The organism is Achromobacter xylosoxidans (assembly GCF_001457475.1).
Classification (GTDB): domain Bacteria; phylum Pseudomonadota; class Gammaproteobacteria; order Burkholderiales; family Burkholderiaceae_B; genus Achromobacter; species Achromobacter xylosoxidans.
Genome location: NZ_LN831029.1, coordinates 1,835,303 through 1,847,399 on the forward strand (window position 1 = coordinate 1,835,303; position 12,097 = coordinate 1,847,399).

Annotated in this window: 9 protein-coding genes and 3 tRNA genes; 6 read left to right on the forward strand and 6 right to left on the reverse strand. The window is 65.9% G+C overall.

What is annotated here, in order from left to right:
* Positions 1-28: 28 nt before the first annotated feature.
* From AT699_RS08250 to AT699_RS08265, 4 genes are all read right to left on the reverse strand, one after another.
* Positions 29-1,495 carry a DegQ family serine endoprotease gene (locus AT699_RS08250; RefSeq protein ID WP_024068204.1) on the reverse strand — a complete coding sequence of 489 codons (1,467 nt, stop codon included), beginning with the start codon at positions 1,493-1,495 and terminating at the stop codon, positions 29-31.
* 64 nt (positions 1,496-1,559) lie between these two features.
* Positions 1,560-2,903, reverse strand: a complete 1,344-nt coding sequence (locus AT699_RS08255; protein WP_024068205.1) for an ATP-binding protein — start codon at positions 2,901-2,903, stop codon at positions 1,560-1,562.
* Complete coding sequence (locus AT699_RS08260) at positions 2,900-3,559, reverse strand: response regulator (protein WP_006388320.1); 660 nt, start codon at positions 3,557-3,559, stop codon at positions 2,900-2,902. The genes AT699_RS08255 and AT699_RS08260 overlap by 4 nt, the downstream gene beginning before the upstream one ends.
* Before the next feature lie 143 nt (positions 3,560-3,702).
* Positions 3,703-3,778: transfer RNA gene (locus tag AT699_RS08265), tRNA-Thr, on the reverse strand.
* 211 nt (positions 3,779-3,989) lie between these two features.
* On the opposite strand from AT699_RS08265, the gene AT699_RS08270 reads away from it, so the two are divergent.
* The 4 genes from AT699_RS08270 to AT699_RS08285 all read left to right on the forward strand — a co-directional run bounded on the left by AT699_RS08270 (position 3,990) and on the right by AT699_RS08285 (position 7,795).
* A tRNA-Asn gene (locus AT699_RS08270) sits at positions 3,990-4,065 on the forward strand.
* A gap of 191 nt (positions 4,066-4,256) precedes the next feature.
* Positions 4,257-5,564 (forward strand): zinc metallochaperone GTPase ZigA, encoded by a 1,308-nt coding sequence (gene zigA / locus AT699_RS08275; protein ID WP_006388321.1) that lies wholly within the window; start codon positions 4,257-4,259, stop codon positions 5,562-5,564.
* Positions 5,565-5,592: 28 nt separating this feature from the next.
* The gene (locus AT699_RS08280; RefSeq protein ID WP_020924552.1) at positions 5,593-6,600 is read left to right on the forward strand and encodes a CobW family GTP-binding protein; all 1,008 of its coding nucleotides are present in this window, start codon (positions 5,593-5,595) and stop codon (positions 6,598-6,600) included.
* A 295-nt stretch (positions 6,601-6,895) separates the two neighbouring features.
* Positions 6,896-7,795 carry a LysR family transcriptional regulator gene (locus AT699_RS08285; protein ID WP_006388323.1) on the forward strand — a complete coding sequence of 300 codons (900 nt, stop codon included), beginning with the start codon at positions 6,896-6,898 and terminating at the stop codon, positions 7,793-7,795.
* 535 nt (positions 7,796-8,330) lie between these two features.
* Here AT699_RS08285 and AT699_RS08290 read toward each other — a convergent pair.
* Together AT699_RS08290 and AT699_RS08295 are read right to left on the reverse strand one after the other, a co-directional pair.
* Positions 8,331-8,747, reverse strand: a complete 417-nt coding sequence (locus AT699_RS08290; protein ID WP_145964675.1) for a hypothetical protein — start codon at positions 8,745-8,747, stop codon at positions 8,331-8,333.
* A gap of 2 nt (positions 8,748-8,749) precedes the next feature.
* Positions 8,750-8,826, reverse strand: a tRNA-Met gene (locus tag AT699_RS08295).
* Between the two features lie 63 nt (positions 8,827-8,889).
* Here AT699_RS08295 and scpB point away from each other — a divergent pair.
* Together scpB and rluB are read left to right on the forward strand one after the other, a co-directional pair.
* On the forward strand, positions 8,890-10,125 hold the full coding sequence (gene scpB / locus AT699_RS08300; protein WP_006388326.1) for an SMC-Scp complex subunit ScpB: 1,236 nt from the start codon (positions 8,890-8,892) through the stop codon (positions 10,123-10,125).
* Positions 10,126-10,160: 35 nt separating this feature from the next.
* Entirely contained in the window at positions 10,161-11,897 is a 1,737-nt protein-coding gene (rluB, locus tag AT699_RS08305) for a 23S rRNA pseudouridine(2605) synthase RluB (RefSeq protein ID WP_024068207.1), read from the forward strand.
* The last annotated feature ends 200 nt before the right edge of the window (positions 11,898-12,097 follow it).

Below are 12,097 nucleotides of genomic sequence, written 5' to 3' on the forward strand. Positions count from 1 at the left end.
GGCGGCCCCGCGAGGGGCCCCGCCAGCCTTAGCCGAGCTGCACCGGCACGAAGATCTTGTCTTCACCGCGCTGCACCAGAAGCGCGACCGTCTTGCCGGCCTTTGACAGCGCGTCCTTGACCTGGCTGATGTTGCGCACAGGCTGGCCGTTGAGCGACAACAATACGTCGCCCGGCTGGATGCCCGCCTTGGCGGCCGGGCCGGCCGATTGCTCGATCAACAGTCCCTGCGTGCCCGCCGCTTCCTGCTCCTGGGGCGACAGCGGCCGCAAGGCCAGGCCGAGCTGGCCCTTCTGCACGTCGCGGCTGTCGCCGGCAGCCTGCGTCCGGTCCTTCGGCATGCCGCCGAGCGTGGCCACGACTTCCTTGGGAGCGCCGTTGCGCCACAGATCCAGCGTGATCTTTTCGCCGGGCTTGGCCAGCGTGATCAGCGAGGCCAGGTCGCCCGACGACACGATCGTCTTGCCGTCGATCCTGCGCACCACGTCACCGGGCTGCAGGCCGGCCTTTTCGGCCGCGCTGCCTTTTTCGACGCTGGAAACCAAGGCGCCGGACGGCGTGTCCAGCCTGAACGAATTGGCCAGGTCCTGGTTGACCTCCTGCACCGTCACGCCCAGGCGTGCGTGCTGCACCTTGCCGTGCTCCAGGATCTGGTCCTTGATCTTGTACGCCACGTCGATCGGGATCGAGAACGACAGCCCCTGGAAGCCGCCGGTGCGGCTGTAGATCTGCGAATTGATACCGACGACTTCGCCGCGGTCATTGAACAGCGGTCCGCCCGAATTGCCGGGGTTGACCGCCACATCGGTCTGGATGAATGGCACCGAAGTGTCGTCCGGCAGCGAACGGCCCTTGGCACTGACGATGCCCGCCGTGGCGGTGTTTTCCAGGCCGTAGGGCGAGCCGATGGCCAGCACCCATTCGCCCACCTGCAGCTTGTTGACGTCGCCGATCTTGACCACCGGCAGGTTCCTGGCGTCGATCTTGATGACGGCCACGTCGGTCTGCGTGTCGGCGCCCAGCACCTTGGCGCGGAATTCGCGGCGGTCGGTCAGCTTGACGGTCACTTCCTTGGCGCCTTGCACCACGTGGGCGTTGGTGAGGATGATGCCGTCGTTGCTGACGATGAAGCCGGATCCTTCGCCGCGCACCGGCACTTCGCGCGAGGGCATGCCGCCGCGCGCGCCGGGAATCTGCCCGAAGAACTGGGCGAAGGGATCGTCGTCGTCGTCGGACACTTTGCGCGTGCCGCTGATGCTGATGTTGACCACGGCGGGGCCGTAGTCGCGCGTGATCTGGGCAAAGTTGGGGGCGACCATCATCGGGGCGCCCGGCGTGGCGGCGCTGGTGGCCGCGATCTCGGCGGCAGTGGCGGACGGCGCGCTGGCCGCCATCGAAACGCCGCCGAACGTGGCGGCGGCGCCCGCGCCGCCAATCGCGCCGGCGGCCAGAAGCGCCAGCACCAGGCGCGAGGGTTTGATCTGCGAAGTCTTCATGTCGGCTCCTGCGTTCATGTGTGGGGACATGGCGCTATCTTCGGGCCTGACACTTAGGTGAATCTTAAGTCGGGGCGGGGCCGCGCGCAAAGGCGACCCTGGCCCGCAGGCCGCTGCCGCCGGGCGCATCTTCAAGGGTGATGGTCGCGCCGTGGCGTTCGGCGATGGCGCGCGCGATCGCCAGTCCCAGGCCGCTGCCGTGCTGGGTGTTGCCTTCGAGCCGGTAGAAGCGGTCGAACACGCGGGTGCGTTCCCCGGGCGGGATGCCCGGACCGTTGTCGTCGATCAGCAGCAGCGCCTGTCCGGCGGGCGCTTCGAGCCGGATGTCGACATGGCCGCCGGGCGGCGTGTATTTGATCGCATTGTCGAGCAGGTTGCGCGCCAGCAGCACCAGGTCGTCGCGCCGTCCGCGCACCCAGGCTTGCGGCTCGCCATGCATTTGCACATCGATGTCCCTGGCGTTGGCGTCGGCCAGGGTTTCGGACAGGGCCAGCCGCAGGACCTCGGCCAGGTCCACCGGTTCGGGCGCGGCGCGTTCGGCGGCGTTTTCGTGGCGCGCCATGGACAGCAACTGCTCCACCAGCCGCGTGGCGCGCTCGATGCCCGCCGCCAGGCGTTCCTCGGCGACGCGGCGGCTGGCGTCGTCGCCGGCGCGTCGCAGCGATTGCAGTTGCAGTTTCAGTGCCGCCAGCGGTGAGCGCAGTTCGTGCGCGGCATCGCCGACGAACTGCTTTTGCAGCGCGAATGCGCCTCGCATCCTCTCCAGCAGCAGGTTCAGTTCCTGCATCAGGGGCCGGATCTCGTCCGGCAGGTCGGGCACGTTGATGGGTGACAGGTCCTCGGGCTGGCGGTCCGCCACCTGGGCCCGCGCGCGCTTGACCGGCCGCAGCGACCAGCTCACCACGCACCAGACGATCAGCATCAGCAGCGGCGCCGCCGCCGCGATCGGCGCCACCGTGCGCCAGGCCAGCGCGCCCGCCATGCGCTTGCGGACGTTCATGTCCTGCGCCACCTGGATCACCTGGAACGGCGTGGCCAGTGAATAGACGCGATAGGTGTTGCCTTCGACCTCGGTGTCGGCGAACCCCAGGACGATCTGGTCGGGCAGGGGGCGGCGCGAACGCGAATTGAACACGCGCACGCCATCCGGCGTCCAGATCTGGATGATCAGGTCGTCGGCCATGGGCGTGGCCGATCCCTGGGCGTGGGCGGGACCCATGCGCAACAGGCCGTCGCCCGTGCCCAGCGACAGCGCGGTGCGCTGCAGCAGCGAGTCAAAGATGTCGTCGGCCTGCTGCAAGGTGCTGCGGTAGCTGATGGCGCCTTGCACCAGCGCGCCGACCGCGATCGCCGCGAGCAGGAAGAACAGCAATCGGGCCCGCAGCGAATAGCTAAGCGGAATGCTCATGTTTTGGGAATGACATAGCCGACGCCTCTGACGTTCTGGATCAGGTTCTGCCCCAGTTTCTTGCGCAGGCCATGAATATAAACCTCAACCGCATTGCTGCTGACGCTGTCCTTCCAGCTGTACAGCTTCTCCTCGAGCTGGGCGCGCGAGAAGATCATGCCGGGCCGCGCGATGAGCGGTTCCAGCACCGCCCATTCGCGCGCGGTCAGCGGCACCGGCGTGCCGTCGACCGTGGCGGCGTGGGATTGCGGATCGATGGTGATGCCGTCGTGTTCGAACACCGGCTCGGCGCGGCCCGCGCTGCGGCGGATCAGCGCGCGCATGCGGGCCAGCAGTTCGTCGACGTCATAGGGCTTGACGATGTAGTCGTCGGCGCCGGCATCCAGTCCGGCGATGCGGTCGCTGACGGCGTCGCGCGCCGTGGCGATCAGCACCGGGGTGCGGTCCTTGCGCGCGCGCAGTTCGCGCAACAGCGTCAGTCCATCGCGGCGAGGCAGCCCGAGGTCGAGCAATACGAGGTCGTAGGGATCGGTGCGCAGGGCCAGTTCGGCCGCGTGGCCGTCCTTGACCCAATCGACGGCGTAGTGCTCGGCGCGCAGGCAGTCCAGCACGCTTTCCCCGATCATGGTGTCGTCTTCTACGAGAAGGATGCGCATGATAGTCGTTGCCGTGATGTGTCCAGCGGGTTGGACGCGCGCGGCAAGGCGGGAGTTCCCGCAAGGGAAGTGGCGGGGGACACCGGGCGGTGGATGCGGCCGGAAATGAAAAAAGCAGCCCGGTCGGGCTGCTTTTTGAATTCTGGTGCCGGCAATAGGAGTCGAACCTACGACCTTCGCATTACGAATGCGCTGCTCTACCAACTGAGCTATGCCGGCAAGACCATTTGCTTCGTTTCCGGCAAGCCAGAACTTCAAGCAAAACATCTTTTTCTTCGCAGTTCATGCCCTGTTTATGGGGCCCGATCTGGAAAGACCGAAATCATATCAGAGTTTTTCTGCGATGGGAAACATGCGGCGCCCCTCGCGTGAAAAAACATCGGATTTGCACACTTCGAATTTTTCCTTCATAATCTCGTTTCTTAGCAGTTCCCCGATAGCTCAGTCGGTAGAGCGACGGACTGTTAATCCGCAGGTCGCTGGTTCGAGCCCAGCTCGGGGAGCCAAAGAATTCAGGGCCACTCACGCAAGTGAGTGGCCCTTTTGGTTTTCCGTGTCGCTACGTGGCGATACGTGTGCGTGACCTTTCCAGCGGCGGTTCATGCCGTGCTGCTCCATTTCGTGTTGCTCCAGTTGCCTCGCTGCGCGTAATATTTGTTATGTAATAACATTTCCTTTTTTGGGTGGCGTCATGCGGATGAAAGATGAGAAGGCAGGTGGCGGGTCGGAAGCGGGGCCGGCGGCCGGGACGGGCGAGGCGTCGGTCGAGAAGCTGACTCGCGGTCCGGACGGCGGCGGTCGCCGGCGCGATGCGCGTCTGCCCGTGACGGTGTTGTCGGGCTTCCTGGGCGCGGGCAAGACCAGCCTGCTCAATCATGTGCTCAATAACCGCGAGGGGCGGCGGGTGGCGGTCATCGTCAACGACATGTCCGAGGTCAATATCGACGCCAGGCTGGTGCGCGAGGGCGGGGCGGCGCTGTCGCGGGCGGACGAGAAGCTGGTGGAAATGAGCAACGGCTGTATCTGCTGTACGTTGCGCGAAGACTTGTTGATCGAGATCCGCCGGCTGGCCGCCGAGGGGCGCTTCGATTATCTCTTGATCGAGTCGACCGGCATCTCGGAGCCGCTGCCGGTCGCCGAAACGTTCACGTTCCGCGACGAGGATGGCGCCAGCCTGTCCGACCTGGCGCGCCTGGACACCATGGTGACGGTCGTGGACGCATTCAATTTCCTGCGCGACTATGCCAGCCATGACAGCCTGGCCGCGCGCGGCGAGACGCTGGGCGACGAGGACGGGCGCACCGTGGTGGATCTGCTGATCGAGCAGGTGGAATTCTGCGACGTGATGGTGCTGAACAAGACCGATCTGGTCGCGGCGGACGAATTGGCGCGGCTCGAGGCCATATTGCGCAAACTCAATCCGCGGGCCGATATCGTGCGGGGCGAATTCGGCCGGGTGCCCCTGGCGCGCGTGCTGGACACCGGGCGCTTCGATTTCGAGGAAGCGGCGCGGGCGCCCGGCTGGCTGAAGGAATTGCGCGGCGAGCATACGCCCGAGACCCAGGAGTATGGCATCGGCAGCTTCGTGTTCCGTGCCCGGCGTCCGTTCCATCCGCAGCGCCTGTGGGATTGGATGCAGCAAGAATGGCCCGGGGTGGTGCGCTCGAAAGGGTATTTCTGGTTGGTGACGCGTCCCGCCTTCGCGGCTTCGTGGTCGCAGGCCGGGCCGGTCACGCGCCATGGCGCGGCAGGATACTGGTGGGCGGCGTTGCCGCGCGAGCGTTGGCCCGATGATGCGGATTCCCGTGCCCGGATCATTGCCGACTGGGATCCTGTCTATGGAGACCGCTGCCAGGAACTGGTGCTGATCGGCATCGGCATGGACCAGGCGGCGCTGGACGCGCGCTTGCGCGCCTGCCTGATGACGCAGGAAGAAATGGCCCGGCCCGCGGCCGAATTGGCTACGATTCGGGATCCATTCCCCATTTGGGGCGCGGCGCAATAGAGAGGGCGGGCGGGAGTCCGTGGCATGGATGGCGGCGGAAGGCGACAAACGCATCGGCGTGACGGTGATTTCGGGATTTCTGGGCAGTGGCAAGACGACGCTGTTGAACCGGCTGTTGCGCGAACCCGCTTATGCCGACGCGGTAGTGATCGTCAATGAGTACGGCGATATCGGCGTCGATCATCACCTGGTCCGCATGGCGCAGGACAATATCGTCTTGATAGAAGGCGGATGCCTTTGCTGCGTCGTCAGCGGCGCAGTGGCCGATACCTTGCGCGAACTGTTCATGCTGGCGCTGAGCCGCCGCATCAAGCCCTTCCGGCGCGTGCTGATCGAAACCAGCGGCCTGGCGGATCCCGCACCGATCCTGTTCACGCTCAAGCACGATCGTTTCCTGGCCGAGCGCTATGCCTACCAAGGCGCCATCGTGGTGGTGGACGTGCCGCATGGCGCGGCGCACATGGCCGATCAACCCGAGGCGCTGCGGCAATTGGCGTTGGCCGACACGGTCGTGCTGAGTAAATCCGATCTTGCGGATGCGGCGCAGTTGCGTCGCGTCGAGCAGGCCGTCGCGACGATCAATCCGGGGGCGCGTCGTTGCGTGCAGCGCAGCGATGCGCCCCTGGCGAGCGCGCTGCTGGAGGGGCCGGATACGCAGGCGCGTCGTGATGGCGCCGATCTGGCCGGATGGCTGCAGGCGTTCGCCAAGCCGATGGCCGGCCGCCATGCGCAGGTCGCGAGCTTCTCGTTGCCGTTGGTCGCGCCGATAGGGCGGGCGGCTTTCCTGGCGGGCGTATCGCGGGTGCAGGAACGGTTCGGGACGGCCTTGCTGCGGATGAAGGGATTGGTGTGCTTCGACGGTGAAATCCTGCCGTGCGAGGTCCATGGCGTACACGGCGAGCTTTATCCGATCCGGCCGTTGCCGCAATGGCCGGATGACGAGCGGCTGTCACGGCTGGTCTATATCGTCCGCGGCGTCGACGTGGCGCAAGTGCGTGCCGAAGTCTGCGCCGCGCTGGGGCAGTTTCCCCTCTGATCCCGCGGCTGGATGGGGCGATCGCTGGCGGCGTGGCCGCCGGCCGGGCTTCGCGCCGGAACGGGGATTCTTGCGGTGTGCCGCTACGGCAAGCCGAGGCTTGCGCCAAGGGGCGGATGGCCGGGAAGATCGACGCTTCAGGTTCCGTGCCGGCAGGTCATGGGTCGTGGCGGGCGCAAGCGCGGCGGCGATTGCCAGGGGGGCTTGAAATGGTCTGGTGGTTGCCATTTCAAGTGCTGAAAATGCACGGAAGTACGGTATAACCGCAAAGTCTGGTGCAAGAATCGAGACAATCATGGACCGATTGAAAGCGATGCAGGTATTCGTGGAGGTCGCCGACCGGGGAAGCCTGTCGGCGGCGGCGGTCCATCTGGATATGTCGCGCGCCATGGTGTCGCGCTACCTGGCCGAAATGGAGCAATGGGTGGGCGTGCGCCTGCTGCATCGCACCACCCGGCGCCTGAGCCTGACGCCGGCCGGCGCCGAAACCTTGCCGCGGTGCCGGCAGATGCTTGACATGGTGGGCGACCTGCGCAGTGCGGTGTCCACTCCCGAGGACACGCCGCGGGGGCTGCTGCGCATGACCACCAGCATGTCGTTCGGCTCGCGGCATCTGGCGCGGGTGGTCACCGATTACGTCAAGCTGCATCCGGGTACGTCGGTCGACCTGATGCTGGTCGAGCGGGCGGTCAACCTCGTCGAAGAGCGGGTGGATCTGGCCGTGCGCATCACCAACGACCTGGATCCCAACCTGATTGCCCGCAAGCTGGCCGTGTGCCGTTCGGTCGTCTGCGCGTCGCCCGAATATCTGCAGCGTGAAGGCGAGCCAGCGCGGGTCGAGGACCTGTCCTTGCGCAATTGCCTGACCCACTCCTATTTCGGCAAGAGCCTGTGGCGTTTCGAGCGTGACGGGGTGCCCGTGGACGTGCCTGTCAGCGGCAACATCAGTGCCAATGAGGTGTCGGTGTTGCTGCAGGCGGCCCTGGAGGGCGCGGGCATCGCGATGCTGCCCACTTATTACGCCGCCGAATATGTTGCGCAGGGGCGGCTCAAGGCCATCCTGCCGCAGGCCAGGCCGCAGGAGCTCGGGATTTACGGCGTCTATGCGTCGCGCCGCCAGATGCCCCTGATCCTGCGTTCCATGCTGGACTTCCTGGTCGAAAGGCTGGGGCCGGCGCCATGGGATCAGTCCTAGGAATTACTGCCGTGGGGGGATTGCCGGGCCGCCTGGGTTGAGGGCAGGGTATATAACGGTATAATTTGATTGCTGCCTCGACAGGCTGAGCGCTGCGCATCAGGGCTTTTGCCAATGTCCGCTAGCATGTAGTCTTAGAAAACATCTAAGAATCGTGGTTCCGATGTGTCGTGGTTCCGGCCGCACGGCTGGACATTGCGGGGTCGGATGCCAGGAGCACCAGGGGAGGCTCGCCGGATTTTCCGGATGACGGTGGCAGGCGCGTGGCGCCAGCGACCGATGCCTGACGATTCAGGTTCTTGATATCGATTGCCGCAATATCGATCGCCGCGAGAAGGCTGCCAGGCGGTGGCGCATCCCGCAGGCTTGTTGGCTCGTTGGCCAGCTTTTTCCAGATTTTGCTTATACGGTTCTTCGTTGACGGATTTACCGCTGACGAATTTGTCCCCGCCCTCGTCGGGGCGTATGCGCAGCCCATCCGGCGCGGACCCGCCCGCGAAACCGCGTAGCGATGGGTACGCGGCTCATGGGGTTGTTATTCGTGGGGCGTCCCGCGATGTGTGGCCGATGATGCGTGGCCGTTGATGTGGCTGTTGATGTGGCCCGTGATGTGGCCCGTGATGTGGCCCTTGATGCGGTGCTTGGCAGTAACTACAGGATTCTCGTGAGAAATACGCAAACCAGCGCTGTCTGTGGCGGTCCGGCCGATGTGGCGGTCCGGGTGGCTGCGCGGGTCGGTGGCTGTGAGGGTGGTTCGCCGGTTCGCCAGGCCCCGGCCCAGGTGGTTCTGGCCGAAGGCGCGCTTGCTCAAGGCGTTTTCACCCGAGCTGTCTTTACCCGGGGCGCCTTCACTCAACAACGCATTTTTCCTGACGCGTTTGCCTGGAATATCTTTAACGATTCTTCGGCCGCAAATGAAAAAGGCCCGGCGCATTCGCCAGGCCTTGATCAATTTGGTTGCGGGGGCAGGATTTGAACCTACGACCTTCGGGTTATGAGCCCGACGAGCTGCCAGACTGCTCCACCCCGCGTCTGAGAAAAGAATAATAGCCTTATTTTCAACCTAACGCAAGTTAGCCCTTTTTTGAATTTGAATGTCGATGAACGATAGCGAGGCGATACTCGTGCTGGAAACCGCGCTGCTTTGCGCGGTGCAGCCGATGCAACTGTCCGAAATGCGCAAGCTGTTCGGGGACGATGAACAATTCGACAACAGCGCATTGCGCGCGTTGCTCGAGACCCTGCAGAACAACTGGGCCGATGGCGGGCTGGAACTGGTGCAGCTGGCAACCGGATGGCGGTTTCAAAGCCGTCCCCACATGCAGCGCTACCTGGAACGGCTGAATCCCGAGAAGCCGCCCAAATATTCCCGCGCGGTGATGGAGACGCTGGCCATCGTGGCCTGGCGCCAGCCGGTGACCCGCGGCGACATCGAGGACATTCGCGGGGTAACGGTATCGTCGAACATCGTGAAGGCGTTGGAGGATCGCGGTTGGATCGAGGTGATCGGCCATCGCGATGCGCCGGGACGCCCGGCCCTGTTTGGCACCACGCGCCAGTTCCTCGATGACCTGGGCTTGCGCGCGCTGGACGAACTGCCGGCGCTCGAATCGGCGCATGCCGCCGCGGCCCTGGCTGGCCTGGACCTGGGCGAGGTGCAACAATTGGCGCAGGCCGCCGAAGAGGCCGATGCCGACACGGCTGGCGCGGCCAATGATGCCGGTGCGGTCGATGAATTGGAGGGGGCGGCGCCAGCGCCGGAGGCTGCCGAGTTGCCCGAGGGCGCCGATGGCGAGGCGGCCCAGACCAGTATTCCGGCTGTGGAATTGTCTGTTTCGGACGACGAAGCCACCATCGTGGCGGGCGATAGCGTAGAATCCCGGCTTTCGCGCGCAGAAGAAGACGCGATTCCCGCAGACGATGCCACCGTCCGGGCGCAAGCCGAAAGCTTGTCCGATGCGCCCTCTGCGGACATCGAGGATGCCGGGCGTTTCAATCAAGCCGAAACGCAGGCCGAAACGCCGCTGGTGGATGCCGCCCAAGAGGCGCATGGCGGGTTGTCCGAAAATCCCGCAGACGCTGACGCTTCCGATGCAGCCGCCGAGTCCGGCGTTGCAATCGAAGTTGCCCAGTACGCGGAAAGCGCGAAACCGACCGAACCGATAGACGAGGCTGAACCCCTGGCGCATGGCGTCGGGTCGTTCCAGACCGATACCGGCTCCGCCGCGGCGGAGTCGACCGAGCCGGATTCGGATCAGCCCGAGGCTGATCGCGAGCCGGAGTCCCCAGATGATGATGCGCCTGCTCCTGGCAGGCCTCCCCAAGTTTGACATTCGGAGCTGTCCCAGTGACAACGAATACAGCAATGCAGGACGACAACCCCCGTCCGGACGACGCCGTTTCCAATGGGCCGGCGGAAGCTTCCGCCGGCCGCGAACCGGCCGCCGAGGGCGAAGCCCGTGGCCGTGGCCGCAAGTTGCGTACGCCGTTCCGCCGCCGTCGCGGTGACGCGGCCGCCGAGCAGGCTCCCGCTACCGAAGGGCAGGCCGCGACGGCTGGCCAGGCGGATGCGGCGGATGCCCGCGGCGGCGAGCAGGAAGCCGAGCAGGCGCTGTCGTACCTCGAGACCGCCGACCGCATGGAGCAGCGGTTGGGCAAGTACCTGAACAGCGAAGCCGTCATGCCCAAGCTGCACAAGGTGCTGGCGGATGCGGGCATTGGCTCGCGTCGAGAGATGGAAGAGCTGATCGTCGCCGGCCGTGTATCGGTCAACGGCGAGCCGGCGCACATCGGCCAGCGCGTGGCGCCGAATGACCAGGTGCGGGTCAATGGCAAGCCGATCATGCGGGCCAATACCAAGAAGCCGCCGCGCGTGATCCTGTATCACAAGCCGGCGGGTGAAATCGTCAGCCATGACGATCCGGGCGGCCGCGCCAGCGTGTTTGCGCGCCTGCCCAAGCTGCGCACCGGCAAGTGGCTGTCGGTCGGCCGGCTCGATCTGAATACCGAGGGTCTGCTGATCTTCACCACGTCGGGCGACATGGCAAACCGCATCATGCACCCGCGTTACGGCACCGAGCGTGAATACGCCGTGCGTGTGCTGGGCGAGATGGACGAGGCGCAGCGTCAATCGCTGGTCGATGGCATCGAGCTGGAAGACGGCGTGGCCGCTTTCGGCGCGCTCGATTACCTGGGTGGCGACGGCAGTAACCGTTGGTACCGGGTGACGCTGCAGGAAGGCCGCAATCGCGAAGTGCGCCGCATGTTCGAGGCGGTTGGCGTAACGGTCAGCCGGCTGATCCGCACCCGCTTTGGCGACGTGGTGTTGCCCCGCTCGCTGCGTCGTGGCCGCTGGGAAGAATTGGACGCCTCGCTGGTCACCGCGCTGATGGTGCAGCTCGGGCTGTTGCGTGAAGACGACGAGTCGGGCGGCAACCGCCGTCGCTCCAAGCAACCGCAGTCGCATGACAGCGCCTTGCCTCCCGGCTTTGGCACCATGGACCGCAACGGCATGAACGGTGCCCGCATCGGTCGTCGCGGCAAGATCCAGGGTGGCCGTGCCGGCAGCGCTGGCCAGGCGGCGGCGTGTCCCTCCGATCCCTTTGGGACCGGCTTGATGATCGCGGGCGGCTATGCCAATGGGCACCCTCTGGCGGGCGAAGCCAACGGCAATCGCAAGGGCGGCAAGCCAGCTGGCGGTCGCGGCCAGGCGGGCACGGGTGGCAAGTCCGGCGGACGAGGCGGCAAGGCGGGTGGCGGCAAGGCGCGCGGCGTGCGTGCCGCGGCCGCTGGTTCGGCCGGCGCGCCGGAAGCGACAGTGGGCGCTGGCCGGAAACCGGCGGGCGCCAAGCCTGGCGGCAAGCCGGCAGGCGCGCGCGGCGGCAATGCCGGCCGCGGGAACAAGCCGGCGGGAGCCGGTCGCGCGGGCAACAAGGCCGAGGGCGCGCGCGCCGGCGGCAACAAGGGGCCGGGCGCCGGGGGCAAGCCGCGCGCGGCCCGCGGCGGTTCGGCGCCTCGTGGCGACGACTGGCAGCCGCGTGGCGCCTCGGCCCATGAATCGCGCCTTGGCGTGATGGGCGGCCGAGGCGGCAGGGGGCGTTAAGCCACCCTCGGGGCGGCGCCAGGATGGCGCCGCCGGCCGGATGCGTCCCACTTAACCGTAAGCCCGTGACGAATCAGGCGTTTTTCCAGTTTATCTGGTAAAATCAATGGTTTTCATGGCTTCGCGTTCGTTGCGCGTTCCCTGGTTCGCGCCCCGCTTTTGCTGTCTGGCGCGCCGGAATGCCTGTTTGATGGCGTGCA